The sequence below is a fragment of the Longicatena sp. 210702-DFI.1.196 genome (genome assembly GCF_020563125.1).
Lineage (GTDB): Bacteria > Bacillota_I > Bacilli_A > Erysipelotrichales > Erysipelotrichaceae > Longicatena > Longicatena caecimuris.
This window is the reverse complement of record NZ_JAJCPX010000016.1, coordinates 34,425-56,281: the sequence shown is the minus strand read 5'-3', so window position 1 is coordinate 56,281 and position 21,857 is coordinate 34,425. Positions and strand designations below refer to the sequence as shown.

Genomic DNA, 21,857 nt, shown 5'->3' with positions numbered 1-21,857 from the left:
AAGATGCTTGAAAAGACTAATCGTTTCTGGATAATTCCATCGCCACACCACCGGTGCGGCTGATTTCCACAATCTTATAATCCTGTAATTCTTCAATGAAATAATCAATGCTTGCCGGTGTATCTGTCAATTCCACGACACAACATCCCTTTTCGATCAACTGACAGCGTCCTCCAAAATCTTTTACTGCTTTTAAGAAGTTATCCTTTTGATCTTTATTTACCTCAACCTTGATCAATACAACTTCACGGATAAACAGTAGATCCTCTGGTATCTCTTCAACTTTTTTAACATCCTCTAATTTGGCCAGTTGCAATTTGATTTGATTGATGATTCCCTCATCTCCGCGTGTTGTAATCGTAATACGCGAAAACTTAGGATTTTCCGTTTCACCAACCGATAAAGTATCAATATTAAAGCCTCGTTGTCCAAATAGATTGGTCACTCTGGTCAGCACACCGAAGTGATTTTCCACAAGTAATGAGATTACTCTTCTCTCCATTCTGTCCACCTCCTAGTTTCCATATAAGATGATATCCTTACCACTTTTTCCCGGTGGAATGATCGGATATACACAATCATCTTTATCGATCCAACAATCGACGATGCATGGCACTTTACTGCTCAATGCTTCTTTCATAACCGGTTCAATATCCTGATGTGTTTTAATACGTAACCCTTTCCCGCCAAATGCTTCTGCAAGCTTGACATAATCTGTCTTACGTTCAATGCTTGTATTTGAATAGCGATGGTCATAAAATAAGGTTTGCCATTGTCGTACCATACCAAGTACGGTGTTATTAAAAATCAGAATAACAATTGGCAACTGTTCACTGACAGCTGTTGCCATCTCATTCATATTCATATGGAAACTGCCATCTCCACTTACCAATATAACCGGACGATGTGGATTTGCGACCTTTGCGCCAATAGCTGCGCCCATACCATAGCCCATGGTTCCTAAACCACAAGAGCTAATAAAACTACGCGGACGTGAAAATTGATAATATTGCGCCATGATCATTTGATGTTGACCAACATCTGTCGCTATGATGGCATCTTCTCCGACAATATTGTGTAAGGTCAAAGCTAAATCGCGTGGATCTACTTTATCATCACCTCTAGGTTTTGGTAAGTCTTTCTTATCTTTAAAAGCTTTTAAAGTATCTGTCCACTCTTTATGCTTTGTTTCCGGCATACGGGCAATCATTTTTTTCAATATATAGCGAGCATCGCCAACGATCGAAATATCGGTTGCGACATTCTTAGAAATTTCTGAAGCATCGATATCAAAATGAATAATTTTGGCATCCTTACCGAATTCTTTACGATTGCCTGCTACACGATCAGAAAAACGCGCACCGATGGCAATGATCAAATCGGTATTCAAAGTTGCATAATTAGAAACAGGGGTTCCATGCATACCAATCATGCCTAAGTATAAATCATAATCATAAGGTACGGAGGATAATCCCATCATGGAACAGCATACTGGTATATCCATGTGTTTAGAAAATTTCAATAGCTCTCTTGTTGCATTTGAGCTGATCACACCACCGCCGGCATAGATCATTGGCCGCTTAGCCTGCCGAATCGCTTCCAATGCTTCTTCAAATTTTGCATCATCAACCTTTGGCAGCTTACGAATCCGATATCTTGGCAGTTTTACATATTCAGTAAGCGCCGCTGTGACATCTTTTGGAATATCAATCAAGACCGGTCCTTTTCTTCCTGAATTGGCAATTACAAATGCTTTTCTTACGACATATGCCAGATCTTCAACATTTTGTACGATAAAATTATGCTTTGTGATTGGCATCGTGATTCCAGCAATATTCACTTCTTGAAAGGAATCTCTCCCTAATAAATCATTCGGCACATTACCTGTAATGGCAACAACAGGAATACTATCCATATAAGCTGTCGCAATTCCCGTAACTAAATTCGTAGCACCCGGGCCACTGGTTGCCAAGCACACACCGGTTTTCCCGGTACTTCTGGCATAACCATCGGCGGCATGCGCAGCACCTTGTTCATGTGATGTAACAATATGATGTATATCATCACTTCGCTCATATAAAGCATCATAAATATTTAAAACGGAACCTCCTGGATATCCAAATATGGTATCCACTCCTTGATCAATTAAGGCTTGTATCAGTATTTGCGAACCATTCATCTTCATGTGTGTAAACCTCCTCACAACTTTCCCTTACCATCTTTATCCTTAATAACACCTTAAAAACGGGTTATCATCAATTATTATTCCATTGTAATTTCATAACCTTTCTGTTTTAATGCTTTGATTAACGCATCCCCATGTTCTTTACTGGAAACCTCAACGGCCACATGGATAATTGTTTCATTCAAATTCAAATCCGCTTGAATGCGATCATATTGAACCTCAATGATATTGGCATTTGCCTCTTTGACGATGTGAGCAAAATGTTCCAGACTTCCCGGTACATCTAACATTAATGTTTTAAACTTTATATTACGACCTCGTGTTACAAGGCCTTTTTCTACGACCTTATGAATAAAGGAAACATCAATATTACCTCCGGACAACACACAAACGACACGTTTTGCGGTAACATCCATCTTATGATTCAGCACCGCTGCTAAAGAACTCGCTCCGGCCGGTTCTACTACCAACTTTTCGCGTTCTAACAAAAGCAGTATCGTTGCGGCAATCTCATCATCACTGACACTCACCATTTCATCGACATTTTCCTGTATGAGCTTCACTGTTTTTTCACCGGGGTTCATAACAGCAATTCCATCCGCAATCGTATTGACACGTTTTGTTGAGCAATGCTTCTTTTGCTGAAACGATTGAACGATTGCATCAGCGCCTTCCGCCTGTACCCCGACAATTTTGATGCGCGGATTGATTTGTTTTGCATAATAGCTAATACCGGCAAGTAATCCGCCTCCTCCCGCCGGAACAACGATCATATCGACATTAGGTAAATCATGACAGATTTCATAAGCAATTGTACCTTGTCCAGCGATCACATCCTCATCATCGAAAGGATGAATAAAGGTTGCCTTTTTTTCTTTTTGTAAACGCAAGGCCTCTTCATAACATTCATCATAATTATCACCAGCGAGCACGACATCAGCACCATACCCTTTGGTTGCCAACACCTTCGCAATCGGTGTGCTTTTGGGCATAACGATCGTTGCATGCATACCTAGCTTACTGGACGCATAACTGACCCCCTGTGCATGGTTTCCAGCTGAGCTCGCTATGACCTCGTTGGTTTTTCCCTCTTCTTTCAATTTCGCCAATTTATTAAATGCTCCGCGAACCTTAAAGGAGCCTGTCTTCTGACGATTTTCACATTTTAGAAATAAATCACAGCCGCTCATCGCCGAAAAAGTTTTCGAGCTTGTGACCTTAACGTTATGGATATTCCCCTGCAACCTCGCGGCTGCCATCTCGACTTCCTTGCTATTCATAAGACTTCCTCCTATTTAATCAAAAAAGCAGCACATTTTCTCATGGCTGCTTTTCTTTCGTTCTCTTACGCCCTTGTACATACGACAAAAGTGATCTGTTGGTGAGTGACTCATCATATGAGTCTTGAAAGAAAAACAGACTTACTTAGGACTATGAGAATAATAATAATGACGCTAATCGTTATAGTCACCATGAGTCCACTTCCTTTCTATTGCCTCACTCAAGTTACTGATTGCATATAGTTTAAATCTTTTTTGAAACGTTGTCAATGATTTTTGATAATATTTTCAATAAAACTGTAAATTATTTACAGTAATTCATGAAAATTATATTTTATTTATTCATTTTCTTTTCAAAACACTTTCTCTTCGGTATAATAAAGACAATTCAGGAAGTGAGGCGTGCCTATGTATAAAGAAAGTGCTAAGCTAGTTTTATATCGCAATTTTGGAAAAGACAGTATCTTTCAACAGTTATGTGAAATTTGTCGTGATTTTGATGAAGGACAGTATAAGGAAAGTGTCTTAATTGAACGTATCTATGTACAAATCAAAGCTCTTTTGGATCTTTCAACGAGTTATGGCTTTGATGATAATTTATGGCATAATTATCTGACATACCTATTACTGATGAATGAAAATTCTTTTTCTTTAGTCAGTGAAAAACGAGGTGCTCAACAAGGGAGTGTGAATCATTTCGCGAAAAATGATTTTAAAATCTTTAAAAACTTGTTTGATTATGATTTTTCAAAAATGGAAGAAACCCTGCAAATCGATTGTTTCACCATCATCACCCAGTATCATGCCATTGAAAAAAAAGAACGCATGTATAATAAAAATGTCTCTGAAATGGTCCGCAAGATCAGTAAACAAATTGAACAAGCCAAAGATGAAGAAGATATCTTTCACATCATTACCGACTTTTACGCCCAATACGGCGTCGGTATGTTTGGTCTGAATAAAGCCTTTCGTATACAACCCAATATTGATGGCAGTGTAAAGTTCTTACCAATCAATAATATGGAAAATGTATATCTAGATGATCTCATCGGCTATGAGCTTCAGAAACAGTTGCTTGTGGATAATACAAAAGCTTTTGTGGAAGGACGTAATGCGAATAATGTATTATTATATGGTGACAGCGGTACCGGTAAATCCACATCCATTAAGGCAATCGTCAATGAATTTTACAAAGATGGATTACGCATGATTGAGATTTATAAGCATCAGTTCCAAAATCTATCGGCCATTATCTCACAGATTAAGAATCATAATTACCGTTTTATCATTTATATGGATGATTTGTCTTTTGAAGAGTTCGAAATTGAATATAAGTTTTTAAAAGCCGTGATTGAAGGCGGTGTCGAAACTAAGCCAGATAATGTACTCATTTATGCCACTAGCAACCGACGTCATCTCATTCGGGAAACATGGGGCGATCGCAGTGATATGAGTCAAGATGAGCTGCATCACAGTGATACCATGCAGGAAAAACTATCCTTGGTTGCTCGCTTTGGTTTAAGTATCTGTTATGAGCGCCCAAATCAGAAAAATTATTTCCACATTGTAAAAGAATTGGCAAAACATTATCCCGAAATTACTTTGACAGAAGAAGAATTGCTTGCCGAAGCACGTAAATGGGAATTGAGTCATGGCGGTATGAGTGGTCGAGCGGCACAACAATTGATGAATGATCTGTGTGCAAGAAGCACGGTTGAAAAAACCTAAGCATTCTTTAAAATAAAATTGACTTTTGTTCAGCATATCGTTTCCAGTATAGCAAAATGTAAAAGGAAGTTACAAACGCATCCATGTACGTTTAAAACTTCCTTTTTTAACATCGTAGTTTCTATGTTGGCGATGAGCTTACAACTTAAAATCGCTGAATCAGCATGAAAAGGGATCCATCCATGGCAATGGCTTGTCCTATTGCTGTTTTCATACGCTTTAATGTTTCTTTAATATCACTTTCATACCCTGTTGTATAGCGATATCCAGGTTTTTTAACCAATTTCTGATAAAATGCACTTTTCCTCAACTTAGACAGACGTTCATACACGGATAAAAGCAACTCCTTATCCTCCACCACCATCCAATATCGTTCATTCTCATCCTGACGCAGGATAAAACGCACACTTTTCTCAATACTCTTTGTAGTTAACATTTCCCATATACGAAAGAAATCTTCAAAACGACATATGAGTATTTGTTTACTGATTGCTTTTCGATCAATTTCAAAGTGCCATATATCATAATACGAATCGTTTTGTTCAGCCTCAATACGCTCTAGGGCATGTACGACATCTTGTTCTACCACATATAGTTCTTTCATAAGGTTCTCCATTTTCTTAGCTTGTATAGACAGGATGATATCTTGCAATAAGCACTCTTTAGATTCATTTGCCATACAGCTATTTGATTATTCATAGGTGTAATAGTAATCATAGGATGATAAATTTTGTGTTTTTGTTAAAACAATTCCTAATATCTTTGACCGGCTGCGTTCTAATTGCCGTATCGAAGATAGTGCTATGTCTTTTTTTGTATCTTTCATGGATATGACAAAAATAGTTCCATCACTGACATTACTTACATAAAAAGTATCACTGATCATACTGATAGGAGGACAGTCCAAAATGATGAAATCATATTGTTTGGATAAAGCCTGCAGCAGCTTCTTGAATTTGGATGATCCTAACAATTCTTGAGGATTTGGCACTTTACTTCCAGATGTCAAAACGGAAATAGCATTCTCACAATCCGTTACTGTAACTTCTTGAATATAAGTGCTTAAATCCGGCTGTTTATCGATAAACACCAGCAAATCAGATAAGCCTACTTGATTACTGATTTGAAAATAACGATGCATTTTCGGTCTGCGTAAATCGCAATCGATGACCAATACCTTTTTATACTTTGCCGCATACACTTGCGCAAGATGAAAAGCCACTGTTGATTTTCCTTCATTCGCACAGGAAGAAGTAATATTAACAACTTTGATCGGTTTTTCTACTGCGGAAAACTCGATATTCGTTTTCAATTTACGGAATGCTTCCATGTTATCAAATTTATAGGTATTTTTATTTTTTGACATATGCTTTGACCCTCCTTTTGATGCTTTTTCTTGGATGATTCTCTTGGTTTAATTCATCGACAAAAGGAATACTTCCCAACACCGGATAACCAAAATATTCTTCCGCCTGATCACTGGATTTAATGCGATTATCAAGCAAAAATACCAAGATGAAATAAATATAGGATAAAGCAAAGCCAAAAATACCGCCTGCAATACTATTCAATTTAATGTTTGGCGAAATATAATGCGTTTGTAAGGTAGCTTTATCAATTACTGTGATGTTATCTATTTCACTGATTTTCATCATTTCTTGTGTAAAAACAGCAATGGTCTCTTTCACAATGTTTTGGGATAAATACGGGTCCTCACTATTTGCCCTTATGGTGATGATATTGGAATTATCTTCGACATTTGTTTGGATAGCTTTGCTACATGTACCATCCACCAAATGCAGCTTTTTATCTACCTGTGACAAGACGGTTGTCCCCTGCAAGATTTTTTCATAATCTTTTACCAAATTACGATTCGTAATGACGGTTTGATTATCAATAATTCCTTCCGAGGTTGTCTTTGGTTTTAAATATATATTGGAATCACTCGCATACTTCTTTGGCAATATACACAAAGAAACGACCATTAAAAACACCATACACAGCAAAGTACAAAAGAGAATGACTTTGTAATGCTTTTTAAATATCCCGATTAAATCATTTAAGCGAAGCTTTATTTCTTTTTCATCCATTTATTACACCTCTATATCTTTCTGATACGCGATTTGCGTTAAAACAACAAAACCAGTCAAATCTTCAACTTCATCCTTTGATTGAAATGTATTGTGCTGGCGCTTTCGTATGTAGAAAACAAGCAAGATGAGGAAAGAGGAACTTAGGACACATAAGAGATAACGAACTATGCTCTCTTGGGTGGTCTCTTGATGCTTTGCTACTTCTTCATTAATTTTATACAATCTTTTATTATGCTTTTTAAAATCCTGCAAGATGCGTTTTTCAATACACTTGTCTATTTTTAAGACATCCTGTTGCTTTCCAGCTTGAATCGATATATGTAAAACACTTCCGCTACTTTTTGCATGATATTTGACCGTTTTCACATGCATCTTTTCCGCTATCTCCATATGAGCGTCATCACTATTGATCATATAGCTATAATCTGTTAATAACCCCTGATTGACAAGAATCGTATTTGCATTCACTGAAGCATTGGGGCTGATTTCATTTTGCAAATAATATGCCACATCACCATAATAATCATCACTTATTTTATATTGACTTACAAAGATCATCACCGCTATAAGCATAATGGTTTGCAAATAGTATTGACGTTGCTGCAGGATATCTTTTATGTCTGCTAAAAATTTTTTAGGAAGCTTAATACGATGGTGCCCTGTTTCTATTTCTAAAGGCAATAATACGAAGATAATCAACCCATTTGCCACGCTTAATATTGGGTTCATTAATGAGAAAAAGCCAATGGCAAGCATGCATATGATACAGGCTCCCTTCTGCATGCTACGATATCGTATCTGCTTTAAAAAGCAACGGATGCTCAATATATAAAAGGTCACACCGATACCGCCATAGTATGCAAAATCGTCTAATATTTGACTATGTAAGCTAATGAGCCCTTGAACATTGCTGTGATGTCTTCCTATGCCAAAGAAGGGATGGGTAAGGAAAGTATGCAAGCTGTCTTGATACAGTGTAAGACGACCAGACATCGTGATTTCTGATTGAAATTGATTATCCAACATATGTAGGATTTCTAAACCACGTTTCTTGATCATCTCATCCGGTATTGAAGAAATTAAAGCATTGCAGCCATTCATGATCGCATCGGAATTTATCACAAAATAGAGAAGCAGTATGCCAAAGATAGCCAATATACATAGAAAAAGTTGTTCATTTCGCTGTCTCAAATAATATAACAGCATGCCTATCAAACTACATGTACATATGATGATTGATATCATGGAGGAAGACAGAATAATGGTAAAATAGGTACATAGAGCAAGAAGCAAATGTAAATAACGAATGCGTGTTTTGATCGTTAAGTAACGATGTAAGAATAACAGACATAAGACGATTTCCCCTAATAGCTCCGTAGTGGTAAAAATATTTAATTGTGTGACGTTACCTGCAAATTGACCACCTGTTACATATTTTGATAGATATGGATCTTGGATGAGTTGAATGAAATTACTGAACATATTGATAATCAGAATACCATAGAGCACTCTTTTGCATGTATTTTTTTCTGCCATTTGCATATGATTGCGATAATAATCATAAAAAATTATACATAGCCAAAAGGTCAGACAAGTATACAAATTTCCGATATTATTATCTGAGATGTGTAAGACTTGTAATAACATTAAATAAAAGATCCAAAAAAGCAGAAGCAGATGCATGAGACGAAAAGTCAAAAAATAAGTTGCATCGTGCAAGAAGGCTGTCACAAACCATAACAGCAGCAGACCAATCATGAACATATACGATGTGTTATGCAATAGAATAGGCGTAAAACTGATGCATGCAATACTAAGAAAGAGCAGTTTGTTTATAAAATGCATCAATTTCTGGAAACTGTTATTCATACACGTGCAAAGCCTTTGTTATTGCTTGCTTTGTATACATTCCCATAAGCAGCTTATCACGTAAACGTAAAAGATTATCTACATATAGCTGATAGGTTGATGAATGCATCGTTAGGATTCGACCTTCTATTTCCGTTAAACTATCTACGACAAAACCAATGTTGTGCTGTATTACAAATGGTGCGATTGCCGCTTTTGACCATGTTATAATTGGCAATAATGAAACGATATATAAGGATAATTTATGTGGATTATTATAACGCATATATTCTCCATTTAACCCACGGCAGCTATTTAAATCATCACCATCCCAAATGAGTCCAAAGCTTCCCTTTAAAGCAGCCGGTAATGTATTCGCCGGATATGCTCCTTCATATAAAATATGTCTGCTCTGATTTGCCTTTATATATCTTCCATATAAACGAAAAATAAGATTGTCCAAATGATGCAATTGCGATATAAAATGACTTTTTTCTAAATTGCCCGCATAGACAATTTCCTTTGTCAGCTTTCTTTGTTGCCAAGGTATGGGATTGCTTAGATAATCAAATACCATAAGTTCTATGATGTTCCCTTGAAATCCAGTTTGTCTGATCAGTTTTGCCATCACGCTATTATGAACAATCAGTGTATCCATTGACGTAAAGTTTTGCAGATCTTCTTGCAGCAAACGCCCACAACGTATGGATTGCAAATCATGGATCAAATAAATAATTCCTTGTCCTTTGCTGCGTCTTAAGATTTTCTGATTCCATCTGCTGATGGGATATTGGACAATCAAACGCTTGTCCTTTTTCTTAATAAAAGTCAGTTTAATGCTTTCTAATAATCGTTTCAACCGACTTTTTTCATAATGATGCAAAAGGGCTTCGATGCCTTGTTCATGCAGAATCTGACATACATCAATACGCGCTTTACTGCCCGCATCAACACCTTGCACATCATAATCCTCTAACTGATATATGTTCATTTTATCATCTCCTTCAGCCTACGTTCATAAGATACAGCCGCTGTCTCAATTGACAATTCACGAAACACCATTTTATCGTTGTTATGTCTGCACATACGAGGCAAGTTCATAATTTTTTCAGCCCATTCTTCCTTGCTTTGAATGGATGCTCGCAGGCAAGTATGTGTGATATCGGTTTCCTGAGGAATCGTATCTGATAAAATAACTTGCAATCCATTGATTTGTGCTTCAATTGCCGATATACAAAAACCCTCATAGAAGGAAGGCACCAATAGGATGTCAGACATATCGAGTAAGGCACAAACATCATTTCGTTGCCCAAGGAATGTAATTTGCTCTTGTAAACCTAATGACATAGTCAAAGATGTCAACGCTGCTTTTTGTTCCCCCTCACCGACAATGACCAAATGATATTGGTCATCTAACAACTTCATTAGACGAATAGTGAAGGCGATGTTTTTCTCTTTGGATAAACGTGAAATTACAAGCAATACCATTTTGTGCTGTAACTGATAATGACGGCGATATTGGATACGTGTGGCTTCATCAAATTGAAAATCAGAAAGAGACATGGCATTGTACATAAGAAACCCATGTTCTTTCCAACGTTTTTTGCCATACAACAACTCTCCACACGTTGGCCCTGTCGCATAATAATCATTTGCCATATGCACATTCAGAAATTTCATCAGGCGAATCATGAGATTTGGTCGTTGTGTTGTCAAAGCGTAGGTGGAGTGCGCATGGGTAATACGCAAAGGAACGTTATGGAAACGTGCAATCAGTAAAGGGAAACATGACAGATAGCCTTGATGAACATGAATGACATCATACGCACCGTGGGCAATAATGTTATTCATGGCAGCCAGATTTTTTCTTAACGAAGTATGTTTGGAGGGAATGCGATATATACGAATACCTAATTGTAAAAATCGTTGATAAAGCATACCTTGCTCATTCTCATCATGCGTCATAATTTCAAAAGTGATATCCCTGTCCTTCATATAGTGAAGATAGCGATAAAGCATGGTTTCAATGCCACCGCTTTGCAATACAGATACGACATGTAATACCCTCATATACGCATCACCTCAATCACTTGATCCTTTTGCGCAATTGCTTGGGCAAATGTTTGTAACTCTTCCTCAGATACACCTTCATATGCAGGTTGCGTCATTCCCAATACTTGATATTTCTTTGTCGCTAACTTATGTATTGAAAATAGTTCAATCTTTTCAAATTGGTAATTGGGTAAAAACCGTTTGATAGCTTCCAAATTGGCATTTGTGAACGTGTAAGGTTTTACTAACGGAATCCGTAGGATGATATGTTTTTGCTGAGCAGTTAAGTAATTTAGATTTGTTATATACTCATTTAAATTCCCTTTTAGCTTACTGATGCAGGCAGGTTCTAAACTCTTTAAATCCACATACCATGTATCCACATAGGGAAGCAGCAATTGCAACTGTTTTAGCGAAGCATATAATGAGGTTTCCACACAAATCGTTATTTGTTCTTTTTTTAAGGCTTGCATGACACCTACCAAAACATCTGCTTGTAACAATGGCTCACCACCACTAAAGGTGACACCTCCATCAGCTTGATAATACTTTCGATCTTGCAAGCAGGCCGCAAGACATTCTTGCACATCGATCCTTTTTCCAATTGAACGCATAGCTAGACAAACAGCATTTGACTTACGACTGGGGCAAATTGGATAGAAACAGTTATCCATATCGATGGCCATTTGTTCTTGCAGCGATTGTGTTTCCGGATTACAGCACCAAGGACATCGCAATTGACATCCCTTTAAAAATATCGTCGTACGTATACCAGGACCATCATGAAGGCAAAAGCGTTGTATGTCAGTGATACACAGTTTCATATTCTTCACACCTCCTTATGACAATATCCTGATAGCTTTTTGGTAAATCAATGAAATACGCACTGAATCCCCATACGCGAACAATCAAATCTGCATGCTTATTAGGATGTTGCTGTGCATCCAGTAAAACATCTTTTTGTAATACATTCATTTGCAATTGAAAGATTCCCTGATCCAAGGCACAAAACAACAGTGTCCGACATTTATCTTCGAAATTATTCAATAATTGAGGATTCATCATGATATCTACCACATTACCATTGCACCTGCCATGATCATAATGTAGTTTTGCCGCAAAATTTAATAATGACGTATAAGCTCTGCCTGCGATTCCGGAAATATGTGTCATGAAAGGCTCTCCATATGCGCGCCCATCCGCCGTTGCAGGAAAGGTAGCAGCACTACTTACATAGCCTGGAGAACTAAGACCAAAAACAAAATGACCGCCCCATTGATTTTTTTCTTCGGCAAATACTTGTGCTGCATAGGCCGTTATTTTATTGATGCGTGAAATCATCGTTTTCTGTTCATCATCACCAAAAACACCTTTTTGTTGCAGAAAATAGCGAAATTGTTCTCCATATTCTGCATCTTCTAAATACATTTGCAATTGAGCAAGCGTGAAAAGTTTTTTCTTATACACGAATTCTTCAATATTGAAAAGAGCATTTATCGCATTGCCCATAGCCACCGTGGTAATACCGGTGTTATGGTAACAGGCACCACCTTCTGCAACATCCTTTACAGACTGCCAACAACCATCAATACATAAAGATAAAAATGCATCTTTTTCATATACCAATGCTTTTGAAGCCTGACAAATTCTTAAAATATCTTCCTTTAAGTAACTAAAATATCGTTGATAGACTTCTTCTATCGTCAAAAGATCATCGTTCATAAGTTTTACGATAGGAACAAGGAAATTCAAGATCGATGTATTATTTTGCGAACTATCTTTTCCGATAAGCAAAGGTTCCCAACAAGCGGATGTTCCATAATGCAAAGCATCAACTTGTGCAATACCTGCTTGTTGCAAACAAGTTAGAATCACATCGTCATTACTTAGCAAAGGCGAACCATTCCCCTTTTTTAGAACCCTAAAAATTTGTTCCTTTATGACATTAGGGCAGGTTTGGGTATATCGATACAACAGCTTTGGCTCTGGTTTATCATATTTTTCAAAAACTTGTAAGATAAGCTTCGTAAAGGCCGTATTCGCTTGGAGATCTTTTCCACCAAGAATCAAAATTTGCCCCGTATCCCCTAATAACTCACTGCTTTTAAACCAATAATCTTGATGTAAAATATGACAAAACTCCAAAAGCATAGACTTTGCTTTTTCTTCTGTGATATACCCAGTCTGTAAATCCTGCTCATATAATTGAAACAACAATGCATCAAAGCGTCCCAATCCAACCAATTCATGACCGCTTTGCCAAAGCATCTGATTCAAAAACAATATTCTTTGCATCCCATCTTGTAGATGTCTAGCTTCACCCTGCACCATTTCGGCAAACAGCTGCTGTAAATCAAAACGTTGCATAGCATGAAGCTTTGTGCTGATTGTTTCAATTTGTGTCATGATAGCTAATAACACGCAGTTTTGCTGTTTTTTAAATGATGTATTGGGTAAGTTCTCGCCTTCTGCTAACAAGGCTTGAAAACTATTTTGAATGAATTTTTCATATGCAATCGTGATATTACTAAACACATGATGTCGCTGGCTTAAGGATAGATAGGGATTTATATAATAATAAAAATATTGATAACACCCTTGTTTGTGAAAGGATGCTTTTTGGCATAAATTTTGGAAGTCTTTTGCTGCATCATCACTTCTCATCACGATTCTTGTTTTTAAGAAAGCCTTGCATAAAAACAGCAAATCGTTTTCTCTTTCAAATAAACGCTGATGTTTCTGATACAACTTTTTGATATGCTTTAAATATTGGATAAACCGAAAATTACGCCAATTCATATCCATCAGACCTCCTTTTTACACCTACCCAGCTTTTGCGACAAGAAGTGTAACATATTGCCAAATAAGGTGTCCTTGCTTATATATAAAGCTATTCCATAAGAAACACTCGCCATAACCCCCACCAATACCATATAAAGGATGATGGGAATATCCAAAACGTTGATCCAAATGATGCAAAGAAACATAATACCGGCACATAAACCATAATGAACGCATTCTCTGAAAACTTTGCGAAATGCTATCTTCTTGCGAACGATATAAAATTGCACTGCGGTAATCAAAAACTCTGCACAGACACTTGAAAGAATTGCCCCTTTGGCAGCAAATTGCGGTATCAGTAAGGCATTCATGATAAAATTTAAAACAGCTCCTAACACTACCGTGCATGTAAATGCATTTTGTCTTCTTGTAGATATCAAGTATTGCATGCCGGTAACATTATTTAAGCCAATCAGCAACAGCAAAGGTGTACTCCATTTTAATAAGCTGATTGCCGCATCATAAGATGGTCCTAAAAACCATGGGATAAAACGATTGGCAATACACAGCAATAGAAAAATCGCAGGCATTGCTAATAACAATGCAAATTTATAGGATATATAAAGATAATGAAGAATCTTGTCGTCCTTATCTTCTGCCTGAATACTTGCAATGCGTGGCATCATGACCGTGCCAAGGGATGTGATAAAGATGAGAATCAGACGAATGATTTTCTGTGTCTGATCATAATATCCGGTTTGCGCATAGGTAGATAAATACCCTAACATGGTCCTATCGAATAAGGTGTAGATCTGCATGGCAATCTGAGGTAAAAATACCATGAAAATAGGAAAAAGATGACGTTTTAAATGAAGCTTTGTAATATTTGATAACTGCATCGTTTTATGTAAGGCTAACCATAAAGATAGATTAGCGATGAGTCCAACCATCCCCAAACATACGATATACAGCCACATATCAGCTTTCCTTCTGATAAATGTAAAGATACAAATTGCTCCGATGAGCTTTACGGCTATATTACGAAATGTGATATAGCGAAAATCTTCCATTCCTTGATAATACCAAGAAATATCAAACACATTCGCGATAATTTCAATCATCTGCAGTAAAAACAAAAACTGTAATTCCTGTACCTGTCGCAAATACAATACGTATACTATGATACTTACCATCAGCATCAGACAGCGAATAATCAGTATTTCTAAAAAGACTTGCGAACGCGCTTCTTGTTTATTTTGATAATAAGCGATTTCTCTTTGTCCATACAACCCGGTTCCTAATGTTCCAAATAAAATAAAATATGAGCTAATCGATTGTACATAGCTTAAACTTCCTATTCCTTCAGCACCAAAAACTCTTGCCAGATAAGGGGTCGTCAACAAAGGAAGGAAAATAATCAGAATTTGATAAAGGGTGTTATAAATATAATTGCTAATTAATCTTTTATGCATCGCTTTTCTCACACAGCTGAGCAAAACATTTGCATGCCTCAGCTACGATCTGATCTATGTTATAGTATTTAAAATTTGCTAATCGTCCTAAAAAAATAACATCCTTTTCCTGTTCTGCCAATCTCTGGTATTGTGCTAATATCGCATTTATTTTAGGTTGTAAGATCGGATAACATTGGATTCCCTCTTGCACGGGAAACTCTTTCAGTATGACCGTGTGCTTATGTTCTTGGCCCGTCAGCTTTTTAAATTCGGTGATACGTGTGTAATCATAATCATTGGGATAATTGATTACCGCTGCTTGTTGATACGATGGGGTATCATGTGTTTCAAAAGCAAAACGTAAACAACGATAAGGAAGGTGCCCATAACAATAATCATAATAGGCATCCAATGGTCCTGTATAGATTAGTTTTTCATAGGATATTTCATCTTTAATCTGTTGATAATCTGTATTCAGAAGAATATGCATTTTCGCATTTAACATTCGCTTCATCATGGCTGTAAAGCCGGCTTTGGGAATTCCCTGGTAACGATCAGAAAAATAACGTTGATCATTATTCAGACGAATCGGTATTCTTGAAAAGATGGAAGCATCCAATTCTTTGCATGGCATACCCCATTGCTTTTCCGTATAGTGTTTATAAAACATCTCATATAAATCAGCTCCCACACTGGCTATTGCTATATCCTCAAAAGTTTTGCAAGATTGAGGATCCTGTTGTACCTTTTGAAAATATTGTTGTGCTTTTTCTTTCGTAAACGGCTCATGAAATATTTGGCTAAGTGTACATAGATTTACAGGAAATGGAACATATTCGCCATTTACATAAGAAAGCACTTTATGTTGATATTCATGCCAAGTGGTAAATGTACTTAAGTAAGAAAATACAGATGCATCATTTGTATGAAAGATATGCGGTCCATAGGCTTGTATGAGAAGCCCATTCTCATCATAGCAATCATATAGATTGCCACCTATATGTGATCTTTTTTCAATAATCAAAACCTCTTTATGCAAAACATTTGTAATACGTTCTGCCATACACAAACCGGCAATCCCTGCACCTACGATTACATAATCAAATTTCATCTCTTTTTCCTTTCTGTGGCATATAAAATCCATTTTATTCTATTTCTTATGCATTGTTCAGCGAACATGAGTGTGACATGTCCCTGATAAAATCCTTTGCGATATTTTCGGGGAATACTGAATAGTTCCTCAAGATGAAATAAAGAAAGTTCCTCTTGTATATGATAGTCTTTAAAAACCTGCTTTAGATAGGCTCTACGTTTCCAAAAGGAGGCCTTTGCATCGACTTTACTTTGATTCACGATTTCCTCATAGTAATTCATGAGCCTGCGATAAGCAAAACTCTTTTTTAATTGCTTTGCCAAAGCAGGCTGATGCAACGTGATCTTCTCTAGCAATAGCTCATGACTATGCACCATATCTGTAAAATAATGAGGCATATAGCTTTGCGTCGTCGTCCGTCTGGTTTTTTGATAATGATAAAACGGCTGATTCATAAAAACGACAGTTCGGCATTGTAAAATGTAATCCACCAAAAATTGTAAATCTTCTGTAAACCGCACAGCGGTATCAAACGTGAGCTGTTTTTTCTGAATGAGCTCCTTACGAAATAAACACCGACACACACTTCCTATGATAATCTTCTGTCGTGTATTCGTTATTGAATATTCCGATACCATAGCAGGAACAATTTCCTGCATAACCTTTTCATGTGTGTATTCCTGCTGTTCTTGTGGAAACGGAAACAACATCGGTTGTTTAATATTACGAAAAGATAACTCATAGGAACACATGACTAAATCTACGTCCTTGTGAAATTGTTTCGACATTTCTTCATACATGTGTTTATCAATCGTATCATCTGAATCAATGAAAGAAATAAGCTTACCTTTTGCATGCTGCAGGCCGATGTTACGAGCAGCTGAAGGGCCTTGGTGTGGACAAGACAAATACTGTATGCATGGGTATAATGTCGCTAAGTGTTGACATAGTTGTGCCGTATTATCCGTAGAACCATCATCACAAAGTAAAATTTCCGCAACACCTTGTTGTTGTAAGATTGATTCTACACAAGCTTTTATCGTGCTTTCAGAATTGTACATTGGTACAATGACTGATATCTCCATTTTTTCATCCTCCTTCCCTATTAACGCAAAGTTTCACGCAAGTATTTATTTTTATATAAAACCTTACATACCACTACAAGCACAACAAATACGAAATTACTGAAAAGAAAATACCATATCGTGCTGAAAGGCCATTGCAATATGAACTGAAATAATGGAGATGTCATCGTTAATAATGGCAATTGCAGGATATAGATTCCTATAAAATAAGTTGCGATATGCAATGACCTATGCAATTGTAAAGCAGCTTGCTGCCGATACGTAAAGCAAAGGCAAAGACTGCATATGACCAGTATCGAACCATAAAACATTTCAGGCATACAAGTGTCTATTCGCTCACTTGCTATCAATAGCAGAAAAAGCGTAATAAACACACTTAGCAAGACCTTACTTTTCGTTACGATCATGCACCTTTCCATCCTTTGACAAACATCCGATAAGCAGCCACCAAGCATAAAATAAAATAGCCATATCCACATTCGCAATATTTGTGGTATTCGCATTATGCAAGCATATCCTTGTATTTCACATCCCAAATTAATACTATCAACTAAGATACACAGTACCCCCAACCACATAACTACTTGAAGATAACGTTTTTTGTGCGTGGTATATAAGCGATATAGTAATGGGGTGATACTGTATAAAAACATCAAGAGATATAAAAACCAAAATTGATAATAATAACTCCCCTGCCATACATCTTTTATCATCTGTAGCAATGTCATTTGTAAGATAGTAAGAATCCCTTGTTGCCAATAGACAACTATGGCATATAAGAAATTCCAAAACGCAATCAAAGCGATAAAATGCATGATTTTCTTAGATATTTCGCGATAGCTATACGCTCTTCGCAACATCAACTTTCCCGATATGATAATAAAAATCGGTATTGCATAGACAATCGCATTGAAAAGGGTATGTAAGAAAACAGAGTTCATCACAAAATCCAGATGTAGGATACAGACATGTGCAAAAAAGACCAGATAACAACCGATTCCTCTTATGAAATCAAAGTACTGATTTCGTTGCTCATATGCTTGCTGCATAAAACTCCTCTTCTAATCGATCTATCAAGGTATCACTGATTCCACTAACTGCTTTGCGAAAGAATAATGCCTCACTTGCTTTAAGATATGCGTAATCGTCATTACTATATGGCGAGACTTCACCATATGCATTGATTTTCATCACATGCAAAGCTGTCCACCGATGGATATCATCAACATAAGCCGCTTCAACACCTTTTTTAAACGTATGATCACGAAAAGGTGAATTAAAGAGGATCGTTTGAAACAACATTTCATCCGGTGCATATGAAGTCTGAAAATATGTTAATAACTTTGGCTGGGTATCAATCAAATCCATCATATAGCTTGCAAACGCATGCGTTAACGCATGCCATTGTCCTCCACCATACACCGTATAAGTTTGTCCTTGTAGAATTAAGTCCGTTTTTTTATAAAACAGACGATTCTTTGTAATACCATAACGTAACAGGTGATGAAGAAATCTATCCGCTTTTTTGTTATGGAAAAAAGGCTTCATAAAATGTCGTTGCTGAATCTTAAAATAATCTTGGTTCTTATCCGTGATTGCAAATCCTCTGATAAACTCTACATCGGCATGCTTTGCAAAAAAAGTCTGCAAATCTTTTTGTGCATACAATGGATAATCTTGTCCGGATAATAAAACATAGCGATCATATTTTTTCTGTAATGCGGCACGATACAGTAATAAGGTAGCTTCTACTAAGCTGATATCTCCCCAATAGCACCTTGTGCGTTGTGTAAGGATATATAAGGATGAATAGTCATTTATTTCATCGATGGAGAAATCAGCCTTTTGATCCACATGCAAATACACATCCTGCATTTCACATAACTGTTTTAACAATCGATTCAATTGTTTGACATCTGTATGTGCCAATATTAAATATGCAATTCTCATATGGTATCCTTCCCATCTTCATGTAACCGTCCTTCGTATAAGGTAATATACGCAAGAAACGCTCTATTCTTATCCAAATGAGCCTTTTCTTCTGGAAGCAATTGTATACGCTGCAATGGCTTTTCCTTTAAAAGCTTCAAGAATTCGTTTACGTTATGTACAACATAGCTTCCTTTACACAAGGTTTCTTTACATCCGCCCACATCATAACTAACAATTGGGCAGCCACATGCCTGCGCTTCAAGATTAACACTTGGGTAAGTATCCTCATATGTTGGATTGAAAAAGACATAGCTTTGCTGATACCAGGAAACAAGCTCTTTCACATCGTGTGTTTCTTTATATCCTTTGATATTGGATGGCAATTGATGCAGCTGTTGTTTCGTTAACCCAATCATAACGATTTGATATGCATCTGGAATGTGCTTTGCCAAAGCGATAAAATCATCAAACCCTTTTGCAGCAGTCCATTTCCCAGCAACCCCAAGAATCGTTTTCGTTTTTTTATCCATCGCGGTCTTCCTTGGAGAAAATACTTGTAAGTCAATTCCATTATGAATGGTATAGATTGGATATGCTTGTAGAAAGGAAGCTTGCACTTGCTGCAAAAGCCAATCGGAAGGAGTAATCAAGATGAGATTTTCTATGCCGGTAAAACATGCTTTCTTTTTCTGAAAGCTGCGTGTCATATCGCTCCTTATTGTCTTAGGATAGCCATCATGATGCTGACATTGACGACATTGTGATTGCCATTGCATACAGCCATGACCATTGTAGTGTGCACAATTCCCTGTAAAGCTCCAACAATCATGTAATGTCCAAATTTTTTTTATTTCCGGATGACGTTTTAAATATGCACAAAATAGTGGTAAATTCAGATAATAGCCATGCAGATTATGCAAATGAAGAATATCCGGCTGTAGCCGTTCGAGCTTTTTAATAAAGCGTTTGGTCGCAAAATAGCTGCCAAAACCATTTTTTCCTAAAAAGCGTGCCTTTCCCACATGCCATAAAACATCAAAGATCGTTCCTATTTTTATTGTTTTATAAGTTGCCTCTGCCTTGCCTCTGCCATAAGCCATGTAACAGCTATACCCTTTTTGCTGTGCCATTGTATACAATGTCTTGCATATCCTTCCTGTACTGCCATAGCATACGGTATTCACGAAAACTATTTTTTCCATACGGTTTTATTTATGATGGAAGTATAGGATTGAAGGATTCTTACGACTTTTCCACTGATTGGCTCAATATAATCATAAACAGGCAAGCTTTTTTCATGATGCTTTTCTAATTGTATTGCTAAGGCAACCGCCTGTAATACCTCTTCCTTTTGGATACCGGCAAGAATGAAATTTCCTTTTTCCATCGCCTCAGGGCGCTCGGTACTAGTACGTATGCAAACAGCCGGAAATCCTAAATCGATGGATGAGAAAAAGGCAGCTTCTTCAGGAAGTGTTCCAGAATCACTTACAACAGCCAATGCCTGTATCTGTAATTGATTGTAATCATGAAAACCTAATGGCTTATGAATACGGACACGTTCATCAAAAGAAAAATTCCTTTCCCTAATAAACTTTTCTGCTCTTGGATGACAAGAATATATAATAGGCACATTGTACATATCTGCTAAGGCATTGATTGCCGTAAATACATCATAAAAAGCTTCTTCATGATCGATATTCTCTTCCCGATGCGCGGATAACAAAATATATTGTTGCTTTACTAAACCAAGTTCTTTAAGAATCTTTGAATCACGGATTTGCGTTAGATTCTTCGTAAGAACTTCAGCCATTGGAGATCCTGTTACAAACACTCTGTCTTTTGCTACTCCTTCCGCCAAGAGATATCTTCTGGCATGTTCGCTATAACACAAATTTACATCTGCAATATGATCTACGATACGACGATTCGTTTCCTCTGGCAATCGTTCATCAAAACAGCGGTTTCCAGCTTCTAGATGAAAAATCGGGATATGCAAGCGTTTCGCCGCGATCACACTTAAGCAACTATTGGTATCTCCCAGCACCAGCACTGCATCAGGACGAACATTTGCCATTAGATGATAGCTTTTTGCAATAATGCTGCCGATTGTCTCACCAACTTCATCTTTTGCGGCATTTAAGTAAAAATCCGGTGCCCGCAGCTGCAAATCCTTGAAAAAAATCTGATTCAGTTGATAGTCATAATTCTGCCCGGTGTGTACAAGGATTTGTTCAAAGTATAAATCACATGTTTTGATGATTTCTGATAATCGTATGATTTCCGGTCTGGTACCAACGATTGTCATCAATTTTAATTTTTTCAT

19 protein-coding genes are annotated in these 21,857 nt (G+C 37.0%); 1 reads left to right on the top strand and 18 read right to left on the bottom strand.

What is annotated here, in order from left to right:
- Positions 1-16 precede the first annotated feature (16 nt).
- The 3 genes from ilvN to ilvA all read right to left on the bottom strand — a co-directional run bounded on the left by ilvN (position 17) and on the right by ilvA (position 3,465).
- Positions 17-502, bottom strand: a complete 486-nt coding sequence (gene ilvN / locus LI241_RS08455) for an acetolactate synthase small subunit (RefSeq protein ID WP_008687854.1) — start codon at positions 500-502, stop codon at positions 17-19.
- Between the two features lie 12 nt (positions 503-514).
- Positions 515-2,185: a biosynthetic-type acetolactate synthase large subunit gene (gene ilvB, locus LI241_RS08450; RefSeq protein WP_008687852.1), complete on the bottom strand. Its 1,671-nt coding sequence runs from the start codon at positions 2,183-2,185 to the stop codon at positions 515-517.
- Between the two features lie 77 nt (positions 2,186-2,262).
- Positions 2,263-3,465 carry a threonine ammonia-lyase gene (ilvA, locus tag LI241_RS08445; RefSeq protein ID WP_008687851.1) on the bottom strand — a complete coding sequence of 401 codons (1,203 nt, stop codon included), beginning with the start codon at positions 3,463-3,465 and terminating at the stop codon, positions 2,263-2,265.
- 408 nt (positions 3,466-3,873) lie between these two features.
- Between ilvA and LI241_RS08440 the strand changes: the two genes are divergently transcribed.
- A complete protein-coding gene (locus tag LI241_RS08440; protein WP_008687850.1) occupies positions 3,874-5,193 on the top strand; it encodes an ATP-binding protein in 1,320 nt (439 codons plus the stop codon).
- Between the two features lie 145 nt (positions 5,194-5,338).
- Here LI241_RS08440 and LI241_RS08435 read toward each other — a convergent pair whose 3' ends face one another.
- The 15 genes from LI241_RS08435 to wecB form a co-directional block, all read right to left on the bottom strand.
- The gene (locus tag LI241_RS08435; RefSeq protein WP_008687849.1) at positions 5,339-5,797 is read right to left on the bottom strand and encodes a hypothetical protein; all 459 of its coding nucleotides are present in this window, start codon (positions 5,795-5,797) and stop codon (positions 5,339-5,341) included.
- 87 nt (positions 5,798-5,884) lie between these two features.
- Positions 5,885-6,559 carry a CpsD/CapB family tyrosine-protein kinase gene (locus LI241_RS08430; protein ID WP_008687848.1) on the bottom strand — a complete coding sequence of 225 codons (675 nt, stop codon included), beginning with the start codon at positions 6,557-6,559 and terminating at the stop codon, positions 5,885-5,887.
- A complete protein-coding gene (locus LI241_RS08425; protein ID WP_008687847.1) occupies positions 6,546-7,283 on the bottom strand; it encodes a YveK family protein in 738 nt (245 codons plus the stop codon). The genes LI241_RS08430 and LI241_RS08425 overlap by 14 nt, the downstream gene beginning before the upstream one ends.
- Positions 7,284-7,286: 3 nt before the next feature.
- Positions 7,287-8,933, bottom strand: a complete 1,647-nt coding sequence (locus tag LI241_RS08420; RefSeq protein ID WP_226896976.1) for an O-antigen ligase — start codon at positions 8,931-8,933, stop codon at positions 7,287-7,289.
- 214 nt (positions 8,934-9,147) lie between these two features.
- Entirely contained in the window at positions 9,148-10,125 is a 978-nt protein-coding gene (locus tag LI241_RS08415) for a galactofuranosyltransferase (RefSeq protein ID WP_008687845.1), read from the bottom strand.
- Positions 10,122-11,204: a glycosyltransferase gene (locus LI241_RS08410; protein WP_008687844.1), complete on the bottom strand. Its 1,083-nt coding sequence runs from the start codon at positions 11,202-11,204 to the stop codon at positions 10,122-10,124. The genes LI241_RS08415 and LI241_RS08410 overlap by 4 nt, the downstream gene beginning before the upstream one ends.
- Positions 11,201-12,010 carry a 4Fe-4S cluster-binding domain-containing protein gene (locus LI241_RS08405; RefSeq protein WP_008687843.1) on the bottom strand — a complete coding sequence of 270 codons (810 nt, stop codon included), beginning with the start codon at positions 12,008-12,010 and terminating at the stop codon, positions 11,201-11,203. Before LI241_RS08405 ends, LI241_RS08410 begins: the two co-directional genes overlap by 4 nt.
- On the bottom strand, positions 11,991-13,985 hold the full coding sequence (locus tag LI241_RS08400; RefSeq protein ID WP_008687842.1) for a pyruvate formate lyase family protein: 1,995 nt from the start codon (positions 13,983-13,985) through the stop codon (positions 11,991-11,993). The genes LI241_RS08405 and LI241_RS08400 overlap by 20 nt, the downstream gene beginning before the upstream one ends.
- A gap of 5 nt (positions 13,986-13,990) precedes the next feature.
- Positions 13,991-15,439: a flippase gene (locus LI241_RS08395; RefSeq protein ID WP_017144671.1), complete on the bottom strand. Its 1,449-nt coding sequence runs from the start codon at positions 15,437-15,439 to the stop codon at positions 13,991-13,993.
- Positions 15,432-16,532, bottom strand: a complete 1,101-nt coding sequence (gene glf / locus LI241_RS08390) for a UDP-galactopyranose mutase (RefSeq protein WP_008687840.1) — start codon at positions 16,530-16,532, stop codon at positions 15,432-15,434. The genes LI241_RS08395 and glf overlap by 8 nt, the downstream gene beginning before the upstream one ends.
- Positions 16,529-17,599, bottom strand: a complete 1,071-nt coding sequence (locus LI241_RS08385; protein WP_008687839.1) for a glycosyltransferase family 2 protein — start codon at positions 17,597-17,599, stop codon at positions 16,529-16,531. The genes glf and LI241_RS08385 overlap by 4 nt, the downstream gene beginning before the upstream one ends.
- A 20-nt stretch (positions 17,600-17,619) precedes the next feature.
- Positions 17,620-18,648: an acyltransferase family protein gene (locus LI241_RS08380; protein ID WP_008687838.1), complete on the bottom strand. Its 1,029-nt coding sequence runs from the start codon at positions 18,646-18,648 to the stop codon at positions 17,620-17,622.
- Complete coding sequence (locus tag LI241_RS08375; protein WP_008687836.1) at positions 18,632-19,549, bottom strand: beta-1,6-N-acetylglucosaminyltransferase; 918 nt, start codon at positions 19,547-19,549, stop codon at positions 18,632-18,634. The genes LI241_RS08380 and LI241_RS08375 overlap by 17 nt, the downstream gene beginning before the upstream one ends.
- Positions 19,546-20,733: a glycosyltransferase gene (locus tag LI241_RS08370; protein WP_081484682.1), complete on the bottom strand. Its 1,188-nt coding sequence runs from the start codon at positions 20,731-20,733 to the stop codon at positions 19,546-19,548. Before LI241_RS08370 ends, LI241_RS08375 begins: the two co-directional genes overlap by 4 nt.
- Positions 20,721-21,857 carry a non-hydrolyzing UDP-N-acetylglucosamine 2-epimerase gene (gene wecB / locus LI241_RS08365; RefSeq protein WP_008687832.1) on the bottom strand — a complete coding sequence of 379 codons (1,137 nt, stop codon included), beginning with the start codon at positions 21,855-21,857 and terminating at the stop codon, positions 20,721-20,723. The genes LI241_RS08370 and wecB overlap by 13 nt, the downstream gene beginning before the upstream one ends.